This window comes from Streptomyces sp. CA-106110 (assembly GCF_050936285.1).
Taxonomy (GTDB): Bacteria; Actinomycetota; Actinomycetes; order Streptomycetales; family Streptomycetaceae; genus Streptomyces.
In genome coordinates, this window is record NZ_JBNJNB010000001.1 from 11,899,717 (window position 1) to 11,922,185 (window position 22,469).

23 protein-coding genes are annotated in these 22,469 nt (G+C 67.7%); 7 read left to right on the forward strand and 16 right to left on the reverse strand.

Annotation, left to right across the window (positions count from 1 at the left end):
- The first annotated feature begins 130 nt into the window (after positions 1-130).
- The gene (locus ACQEXA_RS55180) at positions 131-724 is read left to right on the forward strand and encodes an alpha/beta fold hydrolase (RefSeq protein ID WP_433133954.1); all 594 of its coding nucleotides are present in this window, start codon (positions 131-133) and stop codon (positions 722-724) included.
- Here the strand turns inward: ACQEXA_RS55180 and ACQEXA_RS55185 are convergent.
- Positions 682-1,925 (reverse strand): IS3 family transposase gene (locus ACQEXA_RS55185; RefSeq protein WP_432920220.1). Its coding sequence is split into 2 segments (ribosomal slippage): positions 682-1,586 and positions 1,586-1,925, totalling 1,245 coding nucleotides; the frame shifts between segments, so codons are not numbered across the junction. The genes ACQEXA_RS55180 and ACQEXA_RS55185 overlap by 43 nt on opposite strands.
- Here ACQEXA_RS55185 and ACQEXA_RS55190 point away from each other — a divergent pair.
- The 3 genes from ACQEXA_RS55190 (at position 1,869) to ACQEXA_RS55200 (ending at position 3,539) form a co-directional block, all read left to right on the forward strand.
- Positions 1,869-2,351, forward strand: coding sequence for an alpha/beta fold hydrolase (locus ACQEXA_RS55190; RefSeq protein ID WP_433133957.1), 483 nt, complete (start codon positions 1,869-1,871; stop codon positions 2,349-2,351). The genes ACQEXA_RS55185 and ACQEXA_RS55190 overlap by 57 nt on opposite strands.
- A gap of 125 nt (positions 2,352-2,476) precedes the next feature.
- A complete protein-coding gene (locus ACQEXA_RS55195; RefSeq protein ID WP_432920971.1) occupies positions 2,477-3,184 on the forward strand; it encodes an alpha/beta fold hydrolase in 708 nt (235 codons plus the stop codon).
- 178 nt (positions 3,185-3,362) lie between these two features.
- A complete protein-coding gene (locus ACQEXA_RS55200) occupies positions 3,363-3,539 on the forward strand; it encodes a hypothetical protein (protein ID WP_432920968.1) in 177 nt (58 codons plus the stop codon).
- A 753-nt stretch (positions 3,540-4,292) separates the two neighbouring features.
- On the opposite strand, the gene ACQEXA_RS55205 is transcribed toward ACQEXA_RS55200, so the two are convergent.
- A complete protein-coding gene (locus ACQEXA_RS55205) occupies positions 4,293-5,057 on the reverse strand; it encodes an alpha/beta hydrolase family protein (protein WP_432920966.1) in 765 nt (254 codons plus the stop codon).
- A gap of 213 nt (positions 5,058-5,270) precedes the next feature.
- Positions 5,271-5,927 carry a gamma subclass chorismate mutase AroQ gene (gene aroQ, locus ACQEXA_RS55210; RefSeq protein WP_433133959.1) on the reverse strand — a complete coding sequence of 219 codons (657 nt, stop codon included), beginning with the start codon at positions 5,925-5,927 and terminating at the stop codon, positions 5,271-5,273.
- A gap of 179 nt (positions 5,928-6,106) precedes the next feature.
- Here aroQ and ACQEXA_RS55215 point away from each other — a divergent pair, with 179 nt between their 5' ends.
- Positions 6,107-7,327 carry an RNA-guided endonuclease InsQ/TnpB family protein gene (locus tag ACQEXA_RS55215; protein WP_433133962.1) on the forward strand — a complete coding sequence of 407 codons (1,221 nt, stop codon included), beginning with the start codon at positions 6,107-6,109 and terminating at the stop codon, positions 7,325-7,327.
- 222 nt (positions 7,328-7,549) lie between these two features.
- On the opposite strand, the gene ACQEXA_RS55220 is transcribed toward ACQEXA_RS55215, so the two are convergent.
- From ACQEXA_RS55220 to ACQEXA_RS55250, 7 genes are all read right to left on the reverse strand, one after another.
- Positions 7,550-8,500 carry an ABC transporter substrate-binding protein gene (locus tag ACQEXA_RS55220; RefSeq protein ID WP_432920951.1) on the reverse strand — a complete coding sequence of 317 codons (951 nt, stop codon included), beginning with the start codon at positions 8,498-8,500 and terminating at the stop codon, positions 7,550-7,552.
- Entirely contained in the window at positions 8,497-9,339 is an 843-nt protein-coding gene (locus ACQEXA_RS55225) for an ABC transporter permease (RefSeq protein ID WP_433133965.1), read from the reverse strand. The genes ACQEXA_RS55220 and ACQEXA_RS55225 overlap by 4 nt, the downstream gene beginning before the upstream one ends.
- A complete protein-coding gene (locus ACQEXA_RS55230) occupies positions 9,336-9,986 on the reverse strand; it encodes an ABC transporter permease (protein ID WP_432920945.1) in 651 nt (216 codons plus the stop codon). The genes ACQEXA_RS55225 and ACQEXA_RS55230 overlap by 4 nt, the downstream gene beginning before the upstream one ends.
- A complete protein-coding gene (locus ACQEXA_RS55235) occupies positions 9,983-11,152 on the reverse strand; it encodes an ABC transporter ATP-binding protein (RefSeq protein WP_432920942.1) in 1,170 nt (389 codons plus the stop codon). Before ACQEXA_RS55235 ends, ACQEXA_RS55230 begins: the two co-directional genes overlap by 4 nt.
- 71 nt (positions 11,153-11,223) lie before the next feature.
- Entirely contained in the window at positions 11,224-12,534 is a 1,311-nt protein-coding gene (locus tag ACQEXA_RS55240) for an NtaA/DmoA family FMN-dependent monooxygenase (protein WP_433133967.1), read from the reverse strand.
- Positions 12,535-13,190: 656 nt separating this feature from the next.
- Positions 13,191-13,949: a DUF899 family protein gene (locus ACQEXA_RS55245; RefSeq protein WP_432920936.1), complete on the reverse strand. Its 759-nt coding sequence runs from the start codon at positions 13,947-13,949 to the stop codon at positions 13,191-13,193.
- 956 nt (positions 13,950-14,905) lie between these two features.
- A complete protein-coding gene (locus tag ACQEXA_RS55250; protein WP_432920930.1) occupies positions 14,906-15,793 on the reverse strand; it encodes a haloalkane dehalogenase in 888 nt (295 codons plus the stop codon).
- Positions 15,794-15,896: 103 nt separating this feature from the next.
- Between ACQEXA_RS55250 and ACQEXA_RS55255 the strand changes: the two genes are divergently transcribed.
- Complete coding sequence (locus tag ACQEXA_RS55255) at positions 15,897-16,193, forward strand: hypothetical protein (protein WP_432920928.1); 297 nt, start codon at positions 15,897-15,899, stop codon at positions 16,191-16,193.
- Between the two features lie 308 nt (positions 16,194-16,501).
- Here the strand turns inward: ACQEXA_RS55255 and ACQEXA_RS55260 are convergent, their stop codons facing one another.
- The 4 genes from ACQEXA_RS55260 to ACQEXA_RS55275 form a co-directional block, all read right to left on the reverse strand.
- The gene (locus ACQEXA_RS55260; protein ID WP_433133969.1) at positions 16,502-17,362 is read right to left on the reverse strand and encodes a DUF427 domain-containing protein; all 861 of its coding nucleotides are present in this window, start codon (positions 17,360-17,362) and stop codon (positions 16,502-16,504) included.
- A gap of 82 nt (positions 17,363-17,444) precedes the next feature.
- Positions 17,445-17,867: an ATP-binding protein gene (locus tag ACQEXA_RS55265; RefSeq protein WP_432920922.1), complete on the reverse strand. Its 423-nt coding sequence runs from the start codon at positions 17,865-17,867 to the stop codon at positions 17,445-17,447.
- A gap of 76 nt (positions 17,868-17,943) precedes the next feature.
- Positions 17,944-18,813: an alpha/beta fold hydrolase gene (locus ACQEXA_RS55270; protein ID WP_432920919.1), complete on the reverse strand. Its 870-nt coding sequence runs from the start codon at positions 18,811-18,813 to the stop codon at positions 17,944-17,946.
- A 192-nt stretch (positions 18,814-19,005) separates the two neighbouring features.
- A complete protein-coding gene (locus tag ACQEXA_RS55275) occupies positions 19,006-19,284 on the reverse strand; it encodes a hypothetical protein (RefSeq protein WP_433133974.1) in 279 nt (92 codons plus the stop codon).
- 219 nt (positions 19,285-19,503) lie between these two features.
- Here ACQEXA_RS55275 and ACQEXA_RS55280 point away from each other — a divergent pair, with 219 nt between their 5' ends.
- Positions 19,504-20,025: a CGNR zinc finger domain-containing protein gene (locus ACQEXA_RS55280; protein ID WP_432938741.1), complete on the forward strand. Its 522-nt coding sequence runs from the start codon at positions 19,504-19,506 to the stop codon at positions 20,023-20,025.
- Positions 20,026-20,806: 781 nt separating this feature from the next.
- Here ACQEXA_RS55280 and ACQEXA_RS55285 read toward each other — a convergent pair.
- Both ACQEXA_RS55285 and ACQEXA_RS55290 read right to left on the reverse strand, forming a co-directional pair.
- A complete protein-coding gene (locus tag ACQEXA_RS55285) occupies positions 20,807-21,733 on the reverse strand; it encodes a LysR family transcriptional regulator (RefSeq protein ID WP_432920914.1) in 927 nt (308 codons plus the stop codon).
- 131 nt (positions 21,734-21,864) lie between these two features.
- A complete protein-coding gene (locus tag ACQEXA_RS55290) occupies positions 21,865-22,296 on the reverse strand; it encodes a VOC family protein (RefSeq protein WP_433133976.1) in 432 nt (143 codons plus the stop codon).
- Positions 22,297-22,469 lie beyond the last annotated feature (173 nt).

A 22,469-nucleotide genomic window follows, 5' to 3' on the forward strand; every position in this document is an offset into this window, starting at 1 on the left:
CACATTGTGAGCGCGCGCGAGAGCCGGCGGCGCCGACCCCCATCTATCTAACTACTAAAACTCACTTGACAGGTTAGAAAGTGCTTGGTTGGCTAGACCCCGCCACCGATCAGAGCCACGGAGCTGTGAAATGAACAACGTAGTGAGCTACCGGTCCGTCCAGGTCGACGGGCTGAACATCTTCTACCGCGAAGCAGGGCCGGCCGATGCCCCCGTCCTGCTCCTGCTGCACGGCTTCCCGAGCGCTGGCCACATGTTCCGGGACCTGATCCCGCACTTGGCCGACCGGTATCGGGTCATCGCCCCTGACCTGCCGGGCTTCGGCCAGTCCGAGATGCCCAGCCGAGCCGAGTTCGACTACACCTTCGACCACCTCGCCCAGGTCATCGACCGGTTCACCGAGGAGGTCGGGCTGACCAGGTTCGGGCTCTACGTCTTCGACTACGGCGCGCCGACCGGATTCCGCCTCGCAGCAACGCATCCCGAGAAGATCGCGGCGATCATCTCCCAGAACGGCAACGCGTACGACGAGGGACTGAGCGAGGGATGGGCCCCGATCCGCGCATATTGGGAGGAGCGTTCCCCGGCCAACCGCGAAGGACTGCGCACCTTCCTGACCCCAGAGACCACCGTGTGGCAGTACGGGGGTTCCCCCCGAGAAGTAGACACCGGTTTGTATGCTTATGCGGCAAGTGTGAGTGTAGCTGAGTGTCGGGCCTCGTAGGCGACGGGGCTGAGCTGGCCGTTCTTCTTGTGTCTGCGGCGGGTGTTGTAGCGCGTGAGCCAGCGGAACACGGACAGCCGGCAGGCGCGGGCGCCGTCCCAGCGGCGGGCGCCTTGCAGTGTTTCGCGTTTCAGGGATGCGTGGAAGCTCTCGCAGGCGGCGTTGTCCGCGCTGGTGCCGACGGCGCCCATGGACTGGGTGATGCCCAACTCCTTGCACAGGTCGGCGAATTCCTTCGACGTGTACTGGGCTCCGTGATCGCTGTGGAAGATCGCCCCGTCCAGGCTGCCGCGGGTCGTGGCGGCCATCCGCAGCGCGTCGGCGACCAGTTCGGTGCGCATGTGGTCGGCGATGGAGTAGCCGACCACCCGGCGGCTGAAGCAATCCAGCACGGTGGCGAGATAGAGGAACTCGCCGTCGCCGACGGGCAGATAGGTTATGTCGCCCATGTACTTCGCACCCGGCTCGGCGGCGGTGAAGTCCCGGCCGAACAGGTCCGGCACCACCTGGTTCGCCGGCTCGGGCACGGTGGTGCGGACTTTCTTGCGCAGGTGCACCCCGACGATGTTGAACTTGCGCATGACGCGGGCCACCTTCTTCTCGTTGATCTCCATGCCGTGCGTGTCCCGCAGCTCGGCGGTGACGCGCGGGGAGCCGTAGGTGCCGTCGGAGTCGTCGTGCACGGCCTTGATCTTCGTCGCCAGGGCCGCCTCGGTCCGCTCCCGCGCGGCGCGGGCCTCGCGACCCGCCCGCCACTTGTAGAAGCTGGAGCGGTGCACGTCGAGCACCTGGCACAGCCGCTTGACCGGGTAGGTCTCGCAGTGGTCCTCGATGAACTGGCAGCGGCCTACCAGGTCATCTCCGAGGCGAAAAACTTCGTCGCCTTGCGCAGAATGTCCCGCTCGGTGGCGAGCGTGGCGTTCTCCTTGCGGGCGGCCTTCAGCTCGGCCTCCAGGGCCTGGATGCGGGCTGCGAGCTCCTCGCGGGTGGCCTCGACGGCCGGGGTGGTGCTGGTCACGTTCTTCCTGGTCAAGCCGGTGGTGCTGCCGCCGCGGGCGCGGTCGGCGCGGATCCAGTTCCGCAGGGTCTCCGCGTTGAGTCCCAGGTCACGCGCGGCTTGCGCGATCGTGAGATCAGCATCCGAGTGGAACAGGGCCACGGCGTCGGCCTTGAACTCGGGCGAATAGACCTTCATCACCATAATCGGTCACCCTCTCCCGACCCCCACCGGGGTCGAGGTCAGGGTGTCCACCACTCAGGGGGAGGCTCCTACACCCACGGTGCCCCGGATCCCGAACTGGTCTCGCCGGACGGCTACAACCTGGACAACTTCTACCTCGCCCGCCCCGGCGCCGATGAGGTCCAGCTCGACCTGCTGGGCGACTACAAGACCAACGTCGAGCTCTACCCCGTCTTCCAGCACTACTTCCGCACGCATACCCCCGCGCTGCTGGCGATCTGGGGACGCAATGATCCGTTCTTCCTGCCGACCGGCGCCGAGGCTTTCAAACGTGACAACCCCAACGCCGAGGTCCGGCTTCTCGACACCGGCCACTTCGCCCTCGAGACCCACGCCGTCCAGATCGCCGAAGCAATCCGCGAGTTCCTTGCGAACCACGGCTTCTAAGCCCCCTGCGGACCCCGAATGAAACAGCACCATCACCGGCCTCGGGGCTCTGCACCTTTCCGCACGCACGTCAACGCCGGGCCGGGCCACGAAGGCCGCAACCGGCCTATCCACGAGGAGTACACATGTCTTCCGAACTGACCGTCGTCGTCACCCACGGCGCCTGGGCAGACGGTTCCAGCTGGGGCAAGGTCATCAGCGCGCTCGAGGCCGCGGGTGTACGCACGATCGCGGCGCCGCTGCCCCTAACCTCGTTCGAGGACGATGTAGCTGCGCTCAACCACACCCTGGAGCACGTCGTCGGCCCGGTTGTGCTGGCCGGGCACGCCTACGCAGGAGGAGTCATAGGCTCCACGCGGGCCGAGAACGTCCGCGCGCTGGTCTACGTCGCAGCGCTCGCCCCGGATGAGGGAGAGACGGTGGGCCAGGTCTTCAGCCGCGGAACCCCGCATCCTGACGCCCCGGTACTTGCGCCCGACGCCAATGGCCTCATGTGGCTTCCCGACGCAGCCTTCCCCACCGCGTTCGCCCAGAACGCCACGGCCGAGGAGCACACCCGCCTACGCGCGGCGCAGCGACCCATCTCGGTGGTCTGTATCACGGCCGCGGTCAACCGCCCGCTCTGGAAGGACCGACCAAGCTGGTACCTCATCGCCGAGGACGACCGCATGATCCCCGCCGAGAACCAGCACTTCATGGCCGAGCGTATGGGCGCCACGGTGCGCTCCCACTCCGTGGACCACACCCCGATCGTCACAGCACCCGCCCTCGTGAGCGACCTCCTCCTGGACGTCGTGGAGAAGATCAAGCAGGACCAGCCGGTCGGCCACTAGCCCAGACGCTACGCCAACCAGTGCGGGTTGCGCGGGGTCCGGTGTCCGAAGGCCTCGGCCAGAGGGTTGCTGCCCTCGCCCAGCTTGCACTCGGCCGAGAGAATTGGCCTCAGTCAGCTGAGGGTGGCCGGACCCCAAGGGCGGCACGCCGGCTGTTACGCCTTCCCACGCTGAAGCGTTGGTGATCTGGAGGCGCGCGCCGGCGGCGTACGGCCGCAGCACTGGGGGATGGGAGGCACAGCAGCCCCGGTGGCCGGCGATCCTGGCCTTCGTCGTGGCGTTCGCCGCGGTGCCCTTCATGGACACCACCTGGTACGTCGGTTCGGTCGCGGCCGAGCTGCACGGCGGCGACTAGGCGTACTACGCCGCCTTCGTGGTGGCGGTTATGTCTACGCACCGCTGCGGGCTGCTGGGGTACGTAGACGAGGCGCACGTGCCCAGCGCTCGGCAGCCCATTATGGATCGCCCAGATTCCCTGCACAGTGTGAACGCGCGGGCATCCCGGCCCGCAACCGCACCTCGCACCGCTCGTGCGCGGCCGTCAGGCCGCGTGGGGCCCGCCCGCACTATGCAGGGGGAACCTGCGTCCACTTCCACGACTGCCCGCCGCCTGAACGCCGTTGTCCTGACCACCGTCGCGCCGGGCGAGGTGGCGGCGCTGCCCGCGTCCGCTGCTGGCCATCGACCCCGCAGAACGGGCGCTGCGAACCGCCGACGCGCCAGCGCCTCCGCCAGCGACCAGCAGTGGCGCCGCTCCAGCTCCATCAGCATTGGCTCCATCGTCTCCCGGGCCAGCAGCCGCGAGTCCCGTCGTGGGAAGCAGCCCGCGACCTGCGCCGACTGTCCACTTCTGCTGAGCTATCGCGGCCTCCACGGCCATCACGTCTTGCGTTGTCTTCACAAACGACCATGATCGCGGTGGCCGTTCCCATGCCAGCGTGACCTGCACAGGCACGCCAACGACTAAGCTCTACAGCTGCCGTGTCGCAAAAGGACCCGAGCCACGGGCACCTCGTCGGGGCCTACTTCACCCCGTGGCCGCCCGGGGTGAGATCCCCCGGCGGCCCGGCGGGCTAGCATTCGAACCCGGAGCCCTGACCTTGCGTGGTCAGGGAACCCTGATCGCCGCGAGCACGTGCGGCCAGGCGCCGCTCAGCGGGTCGACGAGGTCGAGGTGGTCGGCGCCCGGTACCTCGACCAGCCGCCCAGCCTGGTAAGCCTGGCTCATGGCGAGCGGGACCCTGGTATCGCTACTCCCGTGTACCAGAGTGACCGGCAGCGGCGTCGGCGTGAGCGCGGCGGGATCGGCGAGGGTGTAGCGATCTGGCACCTCGTCCGGTGTTCCGCCCATCAGGTTCTTGGCCGCGCCGTCGCCGAGGTTCCACTCTGCGCCCAGGCGGAGCGAATTGCACCCGGCCAGTGACACGATCTGAGTGGCCTCGCAAGATCCGTGCCAGGCACAGTCTGCCGGGAGGAAGGGCCGCGCGGCTGCCCAGAGCACTAGGTGGCCGCCGGCCGAGTGACCGACCCAGGTGGTCCGGCTCAGGTCAGCGCCGTGTGGTTCTGCCAGCTTGCCGACCTGGTCCAAGGCCGCGGCTACGTCGTTGAACGTGCCGGTCCAGCCCTCCTCGCACATGCCGGCCCGCCGGTATTCCGGCACCGCCACGACGTACCCCGCCGCCGCCAATGCGTGCGCCATCGGCGCGATATAGGTCCTGTCCCGCTCCGGACGCCAGAAGCCGCCGTGCACCAGGACGACGAGCGGTGCCGGGATGCCGGGCGGGATACGCAGGTCGATCACCTGGTCCGGCAGTTCGCCGTAGGACAGTGTGAGGTCGGGTCCGGGCGCGGGGCGTTGCATGATGTCTGTCACGATAATTTCCAGCTCCTCGTATGGGATGTCGGCGTCGTCGCCGTTCTCGACGATGTCTTCAGGGGCGGACCGTGCTGAGGCGGATCTCGCGGTGAAAGCAGCTGCGTGAGCAGATGATCGCCGGCGCTGTCGGCGACGGAGATCGATGTTCCGTCGTAGTCAGTTTCCCGATGGACTTGATGGGCGTACGGGGCGCAGCGGGAATGTGAGTGCTCAGCTCCGCTTCCGTCGCTTACTGGGGCCCGTACAGACCGACTGCATGGCCGCGGCGAGGGCTTGGCGATGGAGCAAATCCACGTGGTCGAGAGCCGTGATCCACTGCTTGGACAGTGTCAATTCCTCAGCGCAGCCGATAAGGGTGCCGCGTACAAACAGGGTGGCCTTTAGCTCCTGGAGGAGTTCCGTGGTGAGTTGGTCGAGTTGGGCGCGGATCTTGCTAAGGTCGGGGCGCGCCGTGGGGGCCTCGTTGGGGTGTGCCGTCCATTCGGCGAAGAGGCCCTCTTGAACGATCTTGCTTGCGGTGATCTGGCCTTGGAAAAAGGCCACCGTTTCGTCGGGATCCAGACCGAGAGTGATGGCCTGCTGTCTGACCTCGCCCAGTGCCTGCTGCTCACGCGCAGGATCGTTGATGGGTGTGCCCGTGCCGAACTTCGCGGCCGCGACCAGGTCGCTGACCAGGAGTCGCTGGACGATCAGGTTCGTGAGCGAGCCCAGCCGGCCAAGGGGCTTCTTGAGGTGCACAGGCGAGCCTTGTGTTTGCGCGGGGGGAGCGGGTGTTGCGGCCACGGCCCGGGGGCCGGCGAACGCCGTCGCCGCCACCGCGGCCGCACTCAGTGCTAGGGGACGGCGAAGCGTCTTCTGGGATTTCACCGGGTTCCTCCGAGGATGCCCCGGCCTTCAGGCCGGGGAGGAATCGGTCTCCTGCGGAGCAGGACGGGAAATAGGGGTTTCGCCTCCAGGGCGAAGGACCGTCCACCCGCGACGAGGTGAGCGAGCCCGTGGCGATCAAGAGGTCTCAACTGTCAGTCCTCCCATATAGGTTCGGATGCATGACGACAGACGCGACCACGGAGGGGGCCGGGCATGCCCGGTACTCCTTTCGTGTGCGCCTGTCGGCTACCGCGCGGCGCGCACTTGAAGCGGAGTGGGACCGCTGCCGGTGGCTCTGGAATGAATGCGTGGCCAAGTCCAAGCAGGTCCACCGGCAGAGCAAGGAGTCCGGCGGGAAGCTGACGTGTGGTCCGGCGCAGTTGGACAGGATGCTGACCGAGGCCCGCGGGGTGATGCCGTGGCTGGCTGAGGGTGCCTCGGTGCCGCAGCAGCAGGTGATTCGGGACTTCGCCAAGTCGCGGGCGAAGGCGTTGAAGGACATCAAGGACGGGCTTCCGGTGCACCGCCGGGCCGGGATGCCCCGCTGGAAGAAGAAGCGGGAGGCCAGGCCGAGCCTGAACTACACCCGGCGCGGTTTCCGTCTGAAGGACGGTCGTCTGCACCTTGCGGGCCAGATCGTGGTGAGCGTGGTGTGGTCGCGGGCTCTTCCGGCCGACCCGTCGAGTGTGCGCGTGTACCAGGACACGCTCGGGCACTGGTATGTGTCCTTCGTCGCCCCCGCGCGGAGCGAACCGCTCGCCCTCACGGGGCGGGTGCTCGGGGTGGACTGGGGTGTGAAGGAGACCGCTACCACCACGGATGACGCCTACGATCTCCCGCATGCCGAGCACGGCAAGCGGGCCGCGCAGGGGCTCGCCCGCTACCAGCGGATGATGGCCCGGTGCCGGCGTCCGAAGGGCCGGCCCGCATCCAAGGGCTACCGGAAGGCGCAGGTACAGGCAGCGAAGCTGCACAGGAAGATCGCGCGGCAGCGGGAGGACACCGGCCGCAAGTGGGCCAAGGCCGTCATGCGCGGTCATGACGGGGTTGCGGTGGAGGACTTCCGCCCGAAGTTCCTCGCGAAAACCACGATGGCCCGCAAGGCAGCCGATGCCGCCATCGCCGCCACCAAACGCGCTCTGGTCGAGATGGGGCGCAAGCACGCACGGGACGTCCGCCTCGTGCACCCGGCGCACACCACGATGGACTGCGCGCAGTGCGCAGCGAGAACCAAGCACGCACTACCTCTCTCGATGAGAACCTATGCCTGCACCGTGTGCGGAGCCGTCTCGCCCAGGGACAAGAACTTCGCCCGCGTGATGCTGGTCCGGGCAGGTTGGAACCCGGACGGTGCCGAGGGCGTAAGACCACCTGAGCCGCCGGCTCCGGTGGCGGCCTGAGCCGTAAATCCCCACATCAGCCCTGGAGAGTGGAGAATCCCCTCCCTTCAGGGAGGGGAGCCTTCAATGCGTTCCTTCCTTACTCGTGTGCAGTGCTGCGAACTGCTGGCATGGACGGCTGTGTCCGCCGGCAGGTGCGAAGCGCCGCCGGGCGATCGTGCTGTGTGGTTGACGGAGTGGCGATCGCCCTTGCGTTCGGTTGGCCAGGATGCGATTGCGGGTTCATGCCAGTCCGTTGGAGGAAAGCCACTTGTGGGCGACGATGTCCGGGTCGGCACCCTGGGCGACCTGTGCGTCGAGTTCGCCGAGGGCGGCGGTGGTGAGCTTGGCGGAGACGGCATTGCAGGCATCGGCCATGGGCTGGGTCAGGACGTCCTTCTTGAACAGGGGCACGACGTTCTGGGCGGCGAAGAGGTTCTGGGGGTCCTTGAGCGACACAAAGCCGTAGCGGGGGATGGCCGGGTCGGTGGAGAAGATGTCGGCCGCGTCGACGGTGCCGTTGCGCAGTGCTGTCTGCGTGATCGTTCCGGTCGGTGCGAGTGCGACGAACTGCTTGAAGGAGACGCCGTACACCTTCTTCAGACCCGGTACGCCGTAGGGGACGGTCAGCAGGGGCTGGGGGGCTCCGAGCCGGAACCTGCCCGCGACATGCTGCAGGTCTTCGATGCTGCGCAGGTGGTACTTGTGGGCGGTGGCCTTGGTGACGGTGATGGTGTCGGCGTCCTGCGCGGGCGCGTAGTTGGTCACCGTGAGGTCCTGCGCCTGTGCACTGCGCTGCAGTTGTGCGTAGATGTCCTGCGGGCTGGTGGCCTTCTGCTCAGGGGCGAGGTAGTTGAGGATGGCTCCGGTGTATTCAGGGACCGCGCCGATGGACCCTTCCTTGAGGGCGCTCACGTATGCGGCGCGCTCGCCGATGTTGGCGTGGATCTGCACGGCGACTTTGCGGGCCGTCATCGCGCCGGCATAGAGGTGGGCCAGCAGTTCGGACTCGGGGAAGTCGGCCGATCCTATGGTGACCTTCCCAGGGACGTTCGGGAGAGGGGTTTTTGCCCGGGGGGCGGCGCTGGTGGTCTGGCGTGGGGCGGTGGTCTTGGAAGAGGAGCCTGGTGCTCCGCATGCCGCGGCGGCGAGTGCGGTGGCTAGGACGAGTGCTGTAGGCAGGATGCGCCTCATGTGAGTTCCTTGGATGTGGCGGGGATGCGACCGGGGCCGCGGTGCGACCGGGAGCGCGTGTGGGGGCGGGTGTCGGTGGGGGCGAGTGCGAGTCCGGGTGAGGTGGCCTTGCGCTGGGCCAGGGCGAGGAGGGCATCGGTGGCGACAGCAAGGACGGCGACCGTGATGCCGGCCGCGAGCATGGCGGGATAGCCGTAGCGGGGGTCTGCGAGGTCTTGCTGGCCGTCGACGATCAGTCGGCCCAGGCCGCCCACGAGCGGTGCGTAGGCCGCGACGGCGAGGGTGGCGATGACCTGGAGCGTGGCACTGCGGATGCCGGAGATGATCAGTGGGGCCGCGGCAGGCAGCTCGACCTTGAGGACGACCTGGAGGGGGGTCATGCCGCAGCCTCGGGCTGCGTCGCGGACGGCGGGGTCGAGGGCCTGGATAACGGCGTAGGTGCTGGTGAGGATCTGCGGTACGGCGATCAGGATCAGGACCAGGGCCGCGGGAATGAAGTAGGGGACGCTGCCGGGGGCGAGGATGCCGGGCACGCCGCCTTGGACGTGGATGTGCGGAGACAGGACCACGACCAGGAGGATGAGCAGCCCCAGAGCCGGTACGGCACGAAGGACGTTGGCAACTCCGGCGACCAGCAGGGTGCCGCGGCTCGTGTGGCCGATCACCAGACCCACGGGCAGCGCGATCATGGCTGCCACCGTGATCACGATCAAGGTGTAGACGATGTGCTGGCGGACGTCGGCGATGAGCCCGCCCGGGCCCCACCAGTTCAGGGGATCGTCGAACCAGACGAGAACCCGGCCGGGACTGGGCAGCCCGTTGTCGAGAGCGAGGTTCATCGGTTCACCGCCCGCCAGGGGGCCAGCAGCCGGATGGCCGCGAGGACGACGAGGTCGAAAAGGAGGGCGATAGCGGCGAAGAACACCAGGCCCAGGACGATGGGTGGCAGCGAACTGGTGTTATTGCCGACGAGGAAGAGCTGTCCGAGCTGGGAGGTTCCGATCGCAGAAGCGACAGAGACGAGACTGACGTTGGAGACCGCCGCGACCCGCACCCCGGCACCGATGACCGGCAGCGCAAGGGGCAGCTGAATGAACAGCAGTCGTTGCCGGGTGGTGTGTCCCATGGCCGTCGCCGTGGACAGGAGCGTTTCCGGAACCGAGTCCAGGCCATCGAGGACGCTGCGCACGAGCAGAGCGAAGGCGTAGAGACTCAGGGCTGCCACCACGTTGACCGGGGAGAGGATCTTGGTGCCAAGGATTTCGGGGATGATCAGGAACATGACCACCGAGGGAATCGTGTAGAGCACCCCCAGGCCTGAGGCCAACGGGACGCGGACGGCTCGGTGGCGGTGGGCGAGCCATCCGGAGGGCAGTGCAAGGGCAAGACCGATCACAACGGGGAGTGCGGCCAGCCACACGGTGGTCCAGGCCCAGCTGAGGATCTGGTCTTGATGGGCGGTGAAGTAGATCCGCAGCTGGTTCATCGCTGTGCCTTAGATATCTCGGTGCTGGCCGCGGCCGCGGATGGGAGGTCGGCGGCGCGCAGGTGAGCGGCTCGGCTTTCGACGCGGGCCAGCACTTGGGAGGCGGTGACGGTTCCGGCCAGCTGTCCGTTCTCCTGGACGATCACTCCGCGTCCGCTGGGGGAGGACAGTGCCGCGTCCAAGGCCTCGCGCAGCGTGCCGTGGGCGGTGGCGAGCGTGCCGCCCAGGTACAGCAGCTCCGCGCTCACAGTGCCGGTCGAGTGGCGGTCGGTCAGAAAGGCCGTGTTCAACCATCCTTGGGGGGCGTCCTGGTCGTCGACGACCAGGACCCAGCCGTCCAATTGCCGGTCGCGGGCCAGAGCCAGGGGATCGCCGAGCCGAACGGTGGCCTCGTCGGTCGCCAGGAGCGGGCCGGCCTGGGCGAAGGTCAGTGCGCGGTAGCCGCGGTCGCGGCCGAGGAACGAGGCGACGAAGGGGTTCGCGGGCCGGGAAAGAAGTGCGGCCGGGCTTCCAACCTGGGCGAGGGCTCCTCCGGCGGCCAGGACAGCGACCTTGTCCCCGAGCCTGATCGCCTCGTCGATGTCGTGAGTGACAAAGATGATCGTCTTGCCGAGGTCGTGCTGGAGACGGACGAACTCATTCTGGAGCTGTTCGCGGACCACCGGGTCGAGGGCGCTGAAGGGCTCGTCCATCAGCATCACCGGCGGGTCGGCGGCCAGGGCCCGGGCGACGCCTACGCGCTGCTGCTGGCCGCCGGAGAGCTGGTTGGGATAGCGGGAGGCGAGATCGGCCGAGAGGCCGACCAACTCGAGCAATTCCGCGGCGCGGGTTCGGGCTTGGCGGCGGGTGCGGCCCGTGAGGACAGGAACGGTGGCGATGTTGTCCAAGACGGTCTTGTGGGGGAACAAGCCCGCCTGCTGGATGACATAGCCGATGCCACGGCGCAGTTCGTGGGGCGCCATGACAGCGGTGTCGCGGTCGTCGAGCAACACCCGCCCCGAGGTGGGCTCGACCATACGGTTGACCATCCGCAGCGAGGTGGTCTTGCCACAGCCGGAGGGACCGACAAGCACGGTCGTCTCACCCGTGGCCGCCTCCAAGGTGAGAGCGTTCACGGCGACGGTCCCCTCGGGATAGGACTTGGTCACCGCATCGAACCGGATCATCGTGCATCTCCTCGGGCCGCACCGCGCCGTCGCATGCCGGTGGGTCGTTGTGTCATCAATTTCTGGCTCTGTCAGTGAGTGGGCCGTGGCAGTCCGGTGTGTTCGCGCAGCGTGGTGCCGCGGTACTCGCGGCGGCCGATGCCCCGGCCCTGCAGGATCGGCACCACGTGGTCGACGAAGATGTCGACCTGATCCGGCAGGAGATTGGGCATCAGAGTGAAGCCGTCGCTCGCACCGGCCTGCCACCAGTCGGTGATGAGGTCGGCAAGGCCCTCGGGGGTGCCGATGAAGTCCAGCGCACCCGGCAGTGCGGACAAACGCCGCGCGACCTCCCGGAAGGGCGCCGGTGCCTGCCTGGCGAGCTGATAGATCGATGCACCGAAACTGGTCAGGGGCGGGGCGCCGAGGATGTGGTCGGGCAGCGGTGCATCCGGGTCAACGGTGGTGTGGTCCAGGCCGGCGAGGTGGGCGGTGTTGCGCCAACGGAACTCATCGCTGGAGGCGTTCTCCAGTTCGGCGTGCAGGGCCTTGGCTTCGGCGTCGGTGGAGGCCAGAAGGAAGGGCAGACCCGGCAAAACCTTGATGTGGTCGGCTGCCCGGCCACAGCGAGTGGCCATCTCTCGCAGCCGGCTGCGGAAGGCGGCGGCCGAGGGAATGTCGCGCTGCGGGGTGAACACCGCATCGGCATACCTGGCGGCCAGTTCCATGCCCGCAGGCGATGCTCCGGCCTGCGTGAGATAGGGGCGGCCCTGGGGAGAGCGCGGCAGCGGAAGCGGCCCCTCGACGTCGAAGTACTGTCCGTGATGGCGCGGTGGAGTGACCTGCGTGGTGTCGGCCCAGATGCCCGCAGTTCGGGACATTACGGCCGCCGTGTCGCTCCAGCCGTCGAAAAGCTTGAGCACGACGTCGACGTATTCATGGGCGCGCTCGTAGCGTCGAGCGTGGGGAGGGTGGGGAAGGCTGCCGAAGTTGGCGGCGACTTCGGGTTCGGCGGTGGTGACCATGTTCCAACCGGCCCGCCCGTGGCTGAGGAAGTCCAGCGTGGCCAGGCGCCGGGCGGTCTCCCAAGGCTGGGTGTAGGTGGTGGAGACGGTGGCGACCAGGCCGATATGTGTGGCGGCCGGCGCTATCGCGGACAGCAGTTGTACGGGATCGAGCCCGGTCGAGGGCAAGTGCGCTGCACGGAACATGACCAGGCCGGGGCTGTCGGGCAGGAAGACCGAGTCCAGCACGCCCCGTTCCGCCGTCCGAGCTAGGTCCACGTAGTAGCGCGGGTCGAGGGGCGCGGCGGGGTCAGCCGAGCTGATCTTCCACCCGGCCTCGTGGTAGCCAGAATTGCGCAGATACAGATTGAGGCTGAGATGAGGAGCTTCCTCGGTCACCGCCGGATCCTCTCGGAAGAACGGGTTCGGGTAAGGACGGGCTCGGAGCCGGCAGGCCCCGGTTGTCGGCGGGTAGCGTGACGGAGTCAGGCGAGAACGGGCTCGTCATCGACGGGCAAGCTGTTTCGTCCACGCGAAGATCACGCGTGCCACGTCCCCAGTACCGCCGATACGGCGCACGGGGTCGGCCGCGGACAGCCCGCCATGTCCCTAACCCCTCTATCGAACTTCAGTGGTGATATGTTCAGTCGAGCACACTCGACCTAACCTGTCAAGTGGCGTATGCGGGTTAGGGGTGGAGGTGGTTTGTTGGGAAGCCGTCCCGTCCGGACGGCAGGCCTTCGTCGCAGGGACTCGCGCGCTTCGGCGGTCCGAGGAATGATTCCGCTTCGCCGGGACGTGCCTCACCGCGGACTGTCAGCACTGGCATGACGAGCGTTGCGGGCTCGAGGACGCCCTCGCCCGCACCTCGCAGAGCCGGGCCTGGACTCGGGCCCCGTGCACCATCTGATCGTTGTGCCGTGGGTGGCCCTGGCGGGGGAGCCCGGCGTGCCAGGCGTGCCCGCGGATCGTGCCCACCGAGGGACCGGGGCCTCAGAGGCGAGCCGGAAGCCCTGGCCTTCGGGTGGTGGTTCCGCTGAGAAGCTGGGGCCGGGTCAGCCACAGCAGCCTGAGTGGCCCGTACCGGCCTGCTCGCCGTGGATGTCGTCGTCGTGTCCGGTGGCAAGCCGTGCCCATTGCGCGGTCGGGCGTCCATCCTTGCGGAACTGCTGGCCCCGGGTCTCATAAGGCTGCGGCCAGCCCGCGGGGGAGTCCTCCCAGGTCTCCTGCCGTCCGTAGACGGTCATGTCGAGGATGCCGTAGGAGGGCGCCATGGGCTCGACTCCTCGGCCGGTTGTCCAGTACGTCTCGTAGACGCGGTCCCCGTCGCGGAGGTAGCACGCCTTCATCCCGAAGTGGCGGCCGGCGAGGAGCCGTTCGTGGGACTCGGCCGGTACGGAGTACCAGGGCATGTCCCAGCCCATGAAGCGGCGGTAGCGTTCGGACTCCTCGTAGGGACCCTGGCAGAAGGCGACGAAGGTGACGTCGCGCTGGTGAAGGTAGGACAGTTCGCGGACCTGGCCGGTGAAGAAGGTGCAGCCCTCGCACTGGTCTGCGGCGGGGCGGCCGCCGTGCCACATGTGATACGACGCGAACAGCTGGGTACGGCCGTCGAAAACGTCGATCAGGGAAACTTCTCCCGTGCCTCCAGCGAGCGGGGTCGACGCGTCGACCTCGGTCATGGGCAGCCGTCGCCGTGCGGCGGCGATCGCGTCGCCCTCCCGGGTGTGTGCCTTCTCCCGCGTGCGCAGGGCGTCGTTCGCGGCCAGCCATTCCGAGCGGGAGACGACCGGCGGTTTGTTCGTAGCAGTCATGCCGATACTGACTTGCTGGCCGGCGCGAACTCATCGGCCGCGCCCTGCTGGCACCGGGTCAGCGCCCCTGTGCCGCCGAGCTGCTGAACGCCGCGCACACGAGTGCGGCGTTGTCCGTCGCAACAAAGCCGCCGGCCAGCATCCAGACAGCCTCCAGCAGATCCAGGGCAGTTCGTTCGACGGTGACCGAACGAGTTGTCGGTGACCTCGGCCAGCCTCGCAGGACCCAGCCGGCCAGCGGCGAGACGCAGAGCCAGCGTGCCGGTTTCGCGGTCCAGCAGCGCCTCGGCCACCTACTCAATGCCTTCTTCATGCCACTTCACCAAGCCATGGTCGGACATGGTGCTCCTGGAGCGCACGGTGCCGTTCGCTGCTCGGGATCCGGGACCGCCTGGGCCCAGGTGGTGGCCCCGATTCGCACGCCAGGTGGGACGGCAGGGCGCGCCACGGTGACCGCCTGAGCGACGTTGCGCGGTTCCAGCGAGTCGTGCTCCTCGGCGTCCTGGGGGCTGCCAACTGCCGTCGCTTTTTGGCAGTTTGGGGGCGTCCGGTCGGCGAGAGCCAAGCCGTTCGGGCGCTCGGATCCTGCGGTGCCAGGTGAAAAGCGCCTCATGTGTGGGCTTCGGCCCGTCGTCGCCGGGAGCGGCTCGGAGACGTAAAACCGCACGTGGAGCCGGTGTGAGACCAGGTGTATGCCAGGCGGTCGGCTGCGAAGCGTGTACCCATGACCTGCCTTCTTTCGGGTGGGTACGGGACTTTCATCCAGGAATGGGTGTCTCGCTGAGACATGCCTATATCTCAGTGAGCGGTGAAGGTGCACGTCCTCTGCCCACCAGGCCCGTGCGCGTTGGTTCTGCCAACGTGCACGGGCCTGGACTACGCCCTGGTCAGCCAGTAATTGGCGACTGTTGTACCAACTACTCCAGCCCCAGATCGTGGCTTGGCGTGGTCCCTGGTCAGCCCAGCGTGCCCATCCAGTCGGCGATGGCTCGCCCGATCTCGTCCGGCGAGTCTTCCTGGAGGTAATGCACCCCTGGGACCGTCACCTCGGTCTGCGCCGGCAGCCCGCGGGCGAATTCGAGATTCGCGCCGCCGGCGAGGAGTGCACCGGGCTCGGCCTTCACGAACAGCTTGGGCACACTGCTCGTGGCCAGCCACTCTGCGTAGGCGGTCGCGATCTCAGCCACGTCGGCGGGCTCGCCGTCGATGGGGATCTGCCGGACCCACGTCAGCGTCGGCCGTCGCCCCTCGCCGGGCTCGGCGAACGGCCGCCGGTATTGCGCCATCTCCTCCTCGGAGAGCGTGCGCAGGATTGCTTTCGGGAGAATCTCCTCCACGAAGAAGTTGTTCTGCAGGACCATCGCATCGCCTGCCTCTGAACGCAGTTGCTGCAGAACTGGACGCATATTCATCAGGTCCCAGTGAGTCCAGTCCTGGGGCTGCACGATCGCCTCCATGTACGCGATACCCTTCACGGCCTCGCGATGGCGGTTGGCCCAGTCGAAGCCCAGGGCCGAGCCCCAGTCATGGATTACGAGGGTGACCCGCTCGCGCACATCCAGAGCCTCGAGCAGGGCGTCGAGGTAGCAGCGGTGTTCGACGAAGCGATACGAGCCGGGGCCGCTGTCAGGCAGCTTGTCGGAGTCGCCCATCCCGATCAGGTCGGGGACGATGCAGCGGCCCAGCGGCTGCAGATGCGGCAACACGTTGCGCCAGAGGTACGACGAGGTGGGATTGCCGTGCAGCAGCACGATGGGGTCGCCCTCTCCCACCTCCACGTACGCCATCTCGCGGTCGAGGACCTTCCGCCGCTGCTTTTCATATGGAAATACCGCAGAGATCATTTTGTTCCTGGTTCTTTCTTTCTGGGACTTGCTCTTACAGGGTGACCCCATATTTCTAACCCGTCAATGGCTTCAATAGAGTTAGGAGAGGAATGGGGGTGTCATGGTCGTCGATCAAGAGCAGCAGGACGCCCTGCTGGAACTCCTCAACATCACACCGGTGGTCAACGGCGCGGCCCGGCACCAGCTGGCGGACCCGAACAGCCGGCCCTTCTCGGCAGGTGCACGGCCGCAGCTGCGCCTCGGGGAGCGCCTGCACCTGTTTGGGGTGTGCGTCGCACGGCAGGCCGTGGTGCGCGGCACTCGGCCGGCCACGTCACTGGGCCCCGGTCCTCGGGAGCCATCTTCCAACTGCAGGTTTTCCCGGAAGATGTGTCCTGAGAGCTCGAACGACAGCTGAACGCGTTAGCTGTCCCCTTCGGCGGCCGTCTTTCGGTGGCACGTCACTGACCCCAACCACCGGGTTGCCGCTGTTTGCTTGACGGGTCTTCAGTGAGCTGAATGGGTGGTGGCGGTGAGCAGCCGACTCGCGATCCCGAAACGTGCGAGGATTCCGTCCGGGAAGGTCCATCGAAGTACAGAAAGCCTGCCTGAAGAGGTGGCCCCCCTCGCGCGGGGAAGTCCGCTGTCTTTGCAGGGTCTCCGCATCACCGTCGGGATCGGTGGACTCTGGTACGGGTGCAGAGTCAGGACGTGAGTTCGTCTGGGTCAGTGTGGCTTGATCTCGTCGACGTCCAGGCCGCGGTCGACGCCGTGGGGGACGACGTTCTGCCCGGGCTCGAGATACAGGCGCTTTCCGTCGAGATAGACCTCGACCTTGTCCTGTTCGAAGGACACCAGGTCGCTGATCCGGTCGACCTCCCGGTAGGCGTTGCGGTACGACCACGCGGCACGGCGCGCGTCACCGATGTCGTAGTAGTCGCACAGGCCCTTGTAGGGGCAGAAGGTCTGGCCTTCGACCGGGCGCAGCCGGGTCTGGTCGATGTCGGCGCGCGGGACATACCAGCGCGGGGCGAACCCGGATTCGAAGAGCACGACAGGGTGCTCGGAGCGGGCCACCACGGTGTCGCCGAGACGGACCTCCAGTGTGCGGGAGGTGCTGCGGATGTCGATGCGGTGGTACGGGTCCGCGGCGTGTCCCAGGATGCGCTCGTCCTCCTCGTAGAAGGCGTCCATCGCCCGCCACGCGAACGCAATGCGGCCCTGGAGTTCGGCGGCGTGCCCGGGCAGCGCGGTGAACTCCCAGGCGGCGCGTTCGGTGGTGCGGTCGCCGGACCGCACCGTGAACCAGGCGGTATCGCCCAGGTCCTTGTGCTGCGTCACCTTGCCGCTCGGGACCAGCGCCTGCTCGTCGACGTCCGCGCGCGGGAAATAGGCGACGGGATAGCGGCCAGGCTCGTGGAGCAGGACCACGTCCTCGCTGTCGGCGACCCAGGTGTCGTTGAACTTGACGCGCATGCGGCGACGCAGCCGCTCGGCGAACAGGAGGCGTTCGGGAAGCGGTTCGGGCGTGAGGAAGTGCCCGATCGTGCCGGCGGAAAGGGGGCCTTGCTGCCAGGACAGTCCCATGGCGTGCTCCTTCCGGATGCGGGGTGCGGGGTGCGGGGTGCGCGGGTGGCCGCGCCCAGGGTGGGGTGATTCTTGTTGACGGTCAGGGCGTGCAGGAGCAGCGGGAGGTGTGGGCCTCGGGCCTGTGGAAGCAGGTCCACACGATCTTGCCGTCGTCGTCGGTGCTGCTGACGCCCCAGTCGTCGCAGAGCTCCTGGACGATGTACATGCCGCGCCCCGACTCCGCGCTCGGTGATGCGGGCGGGGTACAGACGGGGGAGTGGCGCGTGCTGTCGTGGACTTCGATGTGGAGGCAGTGCGGGTGACGGATGAGGCGCAGCAGGTAGTCGCGGCTTTCGGGGCTTCCGTGTTGGACGGCGTTGCTGGCCAGTTCCGAGACGCATACCTGGATGTCGTCCCGGCGCCGGCACCCGCCCCAGGAGTCGAGGGCCTGCATCGCGAAGTCGCGGGCGGCGCGCACGGTCTGGGGGGTGGGGCTGAAAGCGTGCTGGGTGAGGTACTGCATGACGGGTCCTTTGCCCGACTGCTGCGGACGGGGCTTGGGGGTCCACGTCCGCCGCAGCCGCCTCGGCTCCTGCGCGTCAGGCGAGGACGCGGCCGAGGAAGTCGCGGATGTGCCGTGTGATGGTCTCGAGGTGGCTTTCCAGGGCGAAGTGCCCGGACTCGAGCAGGTGGATCTCGGCGCCTGGCAGGTCCTGGGCGAACGCCCGGGCGCCGTCGGGGCCGAAGATCTCGTCGCCCGCTCCCCAGACCGCCAGCAGCGGGACCTGGGAGTCGCGGAAGTACTGGTGGACCTGCGGGTAGAGGTCCACGTTGGTGGGATAGTCGCGGAAGAGCCCGAGCTGGATCTCGTCGTTGCCGGGCCGGTCCAGCAGTGCCTGGTCGTGGACCCAGTTGTCGGGGCTGACGAGGCTGGGGTCGGCGACTCCGTTGAGGTACTGCCAGCGGGTGACCTCGGCGGTCAGGGCGCCGCGCATGGGGGCTTCGGTGTCCGGTCGCGGGTCCTTGGCGTAGGCGAACACACCGTCCCAGAAGGGCTTGACGAAGCCTTCCTCGTAGGCGTTGCCGTTCTGGGTGACGATCGCGGTGATGCGGTCCGGGGCCTGGAGTGCGAGCCGCCAGCCGATGGGGGCTCCGTAGTCCTGTACGTACATCGCGAACCGGTCGACGCCGAGGTGCTGGAGCAGCCCTGAGGTGACCTCGGTGAGGGCCTCGAAGGTGTAGCGGAAGTCCTGCGGCGACGGCATCGCGGACTGGCCGAACCCGATGTGGTCGGGGGCGATGACGTGGTACCGGTCCGCGAGCGCCGGGATCAGGTGGCGGAACATGTGCGAGCTGGTCGGGAAGCCGTGGAGCAGTACCACGGCGGGTGCCTTCGGATCGCCGGCCTCCCGGTAGAAGACCTCGAGACCGTCGATGGTGGCGGTGCGGTGGTGGACTGCGGAGGCCATATCCCTAACCCCTGTGGTTGCGTTTTAGTGGTTACACCTCCAGTCGAGCACACTCGACCTAACCTGTCAAGATGGTTTTGAGGGTTAGATTGGGTGAGGTCGAGGACCCGCCGCGCCCTGGCGGCAGGGCGGCGGCCTGCCTTCACCCTCAGTCCATCGGCGCAGCCGCCCACCCCAGGCCTGCTCAGGCCGTCACGCCGGCCTGCCTGCCTCGCGGTCCATCAGGGGCAGGTCGGCTCGGCTCTGTGGACTGTCGCGGCCGACCGTCTCGAGGCGCCCGGACTCCGGCCTCGTACCCGCGCACACGGCGGCACGGCGGCCTGCCCGGCCTGGCACGGTGAGCCCGCGTGGCGCACGGGTCCGGTAATGCCGCACGGCCAGGCGCAGGACGCAGAACTGCTCCCTCGGCACCGGCCCGGAGCGGATGTCCTCGGCCCCTTCGCGCGCCGCGTCGAGGGCCGGCGTGAGCACGGCGAGGTCATGGGTACCGTGGTGGCGCTGTCTGTTGAAGAAGGGTGTCCCTGGGACCCCGCTGCAGTCGGCCGAGGCGATGTCGCGCTCGACGCGGCCGGCGTGGGACTGCAGTTCTTCAAACGAGGAGGAAAACTAACCAATCAATGCCTTTCTCTAGTTAGGGCGGCCAGGTTCGTGCTAACCTGTCAACTTAATCACCGCGGTTAGGAGGCGATGATGGTGACGGTGACCGGTCCAGAACAGCAGAACGCACTGCTGGAGCTCCTCAACACCACGCCAGTGGTCAAGGGCGTCGTCCAGGACCAGCTGGCAGACCCGGAAGCGGCCAGGTCCTGGCAGCAGGTCCACGGTGGCAGCGGCAGCACACAAGAGCACCAGCGCCTCCTACAGGCACGTGATGCCCTGCAGGACGTGGTGCGCGGCAGCCAGCCTGCCGCGTCGCTGGCTCCGCTCCTCAAAGGCGTCACCTCCCGTCCGCACCTCTCGTCTGCCGGGGTGTCGTGGGATTTGGACGCCCCTGCTGAGCGCCGGATGGCGGTAGAGGCCGTCCTGGCCTGGAGCGCGCTGCAGGAGACCATGCCCGGCCGGCTGCGGCCCTGCGCCAACCCGGAGTGCCGGCTGTTCCTCCTCGACCACAGCAAGACCAACAAGGCTCGCTGGTGCTCGATGGCCGTCTGCGGCAACAGGATGAAGGCCAGGCGCCACTACCAGCGCGCCCGCGACGGCGCAGCCGGGTAACACCTTTGGCGGTCACCTCTGATGCCCGCGGGCCCGCCGCCGCTTCGCCTTGGCGATCTCGCCCGCGATGGAAGTCGGCATCAGAGAAGGGGGCGGCGATCACTGTCACGTCGAGTGCGGGAAGCAGGGCGCCGAGCATGGTTCGGCCGCCCTGGCAGGCATCGTCCGGCGCTTCCGGCTCGCTCTTGTCTGGCTCGCCGTCGGATGGTGGCGGCGAGCAGCTGACGATCATGACGGGCGTACTACCAGATGACGTTGGACGGGACGCGGCCGCGAGTTGGAACGCGATGCTGTGCAAAACGGCGGCGGTGCGCTGCCTGTGTCCGTCGCAGAGTGCTTCGGCCAGTACGTAGGCGGCGAAGAGCGGGAACGCGATGTCCATCAGCAGCACGGTGTCGAGAAACAGCACCACCCGGTCGGCGCTGCGGATGTGGTCGACCATGATGCGATGGTCGGCAAACACCGGCCCGATCAGCATGAAGGCGATGGCGTAGAGAGCGTGGCGAGGCCGTGCCACAGGTGGCGGGTGTCGTGCGGACCCAGGACGAGCAGCGTGATGGCGATGGCGTGACGGCCTCGCTGAACGCGACCACCCGAGCGGGATCGCGCTTTCCGCCGAACGGCGTTGACTCTGCTGGATCCCGACCGGCTCTGTCATGCCCCAGCCCCGGGCACCAGAAGCTACTCGCGAGCGCTGCCGGTGTGCCGGCCGGCACCTACTGGTTCACGGTCGGCACGCGCGCAGATCAGCTCGTTCACGGCTACTGATGGGCGGCGGGGTTCACCCCTCCCGCGGCAGGACCACCCCCAACTGGTCCCGCGCTTCGGTGTTCACCGAGGGCAGCCCCCGCCGCCGCAGGTCGGCGATGAACCTGCGGACCAGCGCGTCGGAGGGAGCCATCGTGATGGCGAGGATGTCACGGTGCACCCGCGGTTCCAGACGGCGCATGACAGCCGAGGGCCGTCCCGCCAGCGCGGACACCGGCACGATGGTCACTCCCATGCCGGCGCCCGCCAGTTGGGCGGCGGTCCGCGGGCTGCGGGTCCGCAGGACGACCGTCAGATCGGTCTGCCGGGCGGCGACGAACTGATCGACCCACACGCTCATACCGTTCTCCGGGTCGTAGTGCACGAACGGCTCGCCGACGAGCTCCTTCACCGCGACGGACTCCCGGTCTGCGAATGGGTGTCCGGGCGAGGTGACGACCACCATTTCCTCGCGTCCCAGCACCTCGACGTGTGCGGAGGTAACCGTCGGCTCGGGCCCCACGACCAGGTCCGTGCCATCGGCCATCAAGTGCTCGATCATGCGGTCCGCGCTGCTGAACTCCATGAGGTCCAACTGCACCTCAGGCCAGCGTGTGCACCAATGCCTCAGCACGGGCACGAGCAACCAGGCCGTCATTGTCTCCGCGCACGCGATCCGCAGACGGCCACCCAGCCCTTCCCCCACGCGCCGGCCGGCCTGGACCGCGCGCGAGGAGGCCGCCAGAGCCACGCGTGCTTCCTCGGCGACAGCTCGGCCCGCAGCCGTGACCCGGATGCCCCGGGCCAGCCGCTCCACCACAGGGGTGCCCAGTTCTCTCTCCAGTGCCGCGATCTGATGGGACAGCGCCGGCTGCGACATGTGCAGTACGCCTGCGGCTTTGGTCACCGAGCCTTCGTCGACCAATGCCACCAGACACTCCAGCGCCCGCAAAGTGGCCATGCTTGATTCCTAGTGATCGGCTGCAGGCGTGAGCGGCCGCACGGCCGGACCGCTGAGCCGGAATGAGCGGGCACAGGCCCGGAAATTTACAGCAACGTCAAAGTCAGGATGCCAGAGGCGACGGCTTTAGCTCACGAGGGACGGAAACCGCGCTCCTGCAGCGTCCACGTGTTGCCGTCGGGGTCGGTGAACTCGGCGAAGCTCGCGTAGTCGCGGCGCTCCGGGTCGACGCCGGGCTCGAAGCTGCCCTGCCACGTGTCGAGAGGCGCCTTGTGCTTGATCTCCCTGACGTCGACGCCGCGTTCCGCAAGTTCGGCCCGTGCAGCTTCAAGGTCGGGGACCACCAGGTAAAGGCCTTTCACCGAGCCGGGTTCGGCGTCGGTGAGACCCACTCCGATCTGCACCGAGCAGGCGGAGCCGGGAGGCGTCAGCTGCACCACACGGAAATCGGGGCTGGGCCCGTAGTCCACGTCGAGATTGAAGCCCAGACGCTCGGTGTAGAAGGCCAAAGAGCGGTCGGCGTCGCTTACCGGCAGGACGACGACCTCGAACATGTACTCCATATGATCATTCTGGTGCATCGCGAAGTACGCCGCCACCTTACGAGCATGCGCGATACGAATGATCCGCCCAGGAAAAACGAATGGACATCACCTTCCGTGCCGGTCCCTCCATTTCGAAGAATCTCAGCGAGTGCACCAATAGCTTCATGATCACGGAATCGCGGCGGCACCGG

What these genes read in the sequence shown, in the direction of transcription:
- ACQEXA_RS55180 (WP_433133954.1), top strand. Translation starts at nt 131, where the DNA reads ATGAACAACGTAGTGAGCTACCGGTCCGTCCAGGTCGACGGGCTGAAC.
- ACQEXA_RS55195 (WP_432920971.1), top strand. Translation starts at nt 2,477, where the DNA reads ATGTCTTCCGAACTGACCGTCGTCGTCACCCACGGCGCCTGGGCAGAC.
- ACQEXA_RS55215 (WP_433133962.1), top strand. Translation starts at nt 6,107, where the DNA reads ATGACGACAGACGCGACCACGGAGGGGGCCGGGCATGCCCGGTACTCC.
- ACQEXA_RS55220 (WP_432920951.1), bottom strand. Translation starts at nt 8,500, where the DNA reads ATGAGGCGCATCCTGCCTACAGCACTCGTCCTAGCCACCGCACTCGCC.
- ACQEXA_RS55225 (WP_433133965.1), bottom strand. Translation starts at nt 9,339, where the DNA reads ATGAACCTCGCTCTCGACAACGGGCTGCCCAGTCCCGGCCGGGTTCTC.
- ACQEXA_RS55230 (WP_432920945.1), bottom strand. Translation starts at nt 9,986, where the DNA reads ATGAACCAGCTGCGGATCTACTTCACCGCCCATCAAGACCAGATCCTC.
- ACQEXA_RS55235 (WP_432920942.1), bottom strand. Translation starts at nt 11,152, where the DNA reads ATGATCCGGTTCGATGCGGTGACCAAGTCCTATCCCGAGGGGACCGTC.
- ACQEXA_RS55245 (WP_432920936.1), bottom strand. Translation starts at nt 13,949, where the DNA reads ATGACTGCTACGAACAAACCGCCGGTCGTCTCCCGCTCGGAATGGCTG.
- ACQEXA_RS55250 (WP_432920930.1), bottom strand. Translation starts at nt 15,793, where the DNA reads ATGATCTCTGCGGTATTTCCATATGAAAAGCAGCGGCGGAAGGTCCTC.
- ACQEXA_RS55255 (WP_432920928.1), top strand. Translation starts at nt 15,897, where the DNA reads ATGGTCGTCGATCAAGAGCAGCAGGACGCCCTGCTGGAACTCCTCAAC.
- ACQEXA_RS55260 (WP_433133969.1), bottom strand. Translation starts at nt 17,362, where the DNA reads ATGGGACTGTCCTGGCAGCAAGGCCCCCTTTCCGCCGGCACGATCGGG.
- ACQEXA_RS55265 (WP_432920922.1), bottom strand. Translation starts at nt 17,867, where the DNA reads ATGCAGTACCTCACCCAGCACGCTTTCAGCCCCACCCCCCAGACCGTG.
- ACQEXA_RS55270 (WP_432920919.1), bottom strand. Translation starts at nt 18,813, where the DNA reads ATGGCCTCCGCAGTCCACCACCGCACCGCCACCATCGACGGTCTCGAG.
- ACQEXA_RS55280 (WP_432938741.1), top strand. Translation starts at nt 19,504, where the DNA reads ATGGTGACGGTGACCGGTCCAGAACAGCAGAACGCACTGCTGGAGCTC.
- ACQEXA_RS55285 (WP_432920914.1), bottom strand. Translation starts at nt 21,733, where the DNA reads ATGGCCACTTTGCGGGCGCTGGAGTGTCTGGTGGCATTGGTCGACGAA.
- ACQEXA_RS55290 (WP_433133976.1), bottom strand. Translation starts at nt 22,296, where the DNA reads ATGGAGTACATGTTCGAGGTCGTCGTCCTGCCGGTAAGCGACGCCGAC.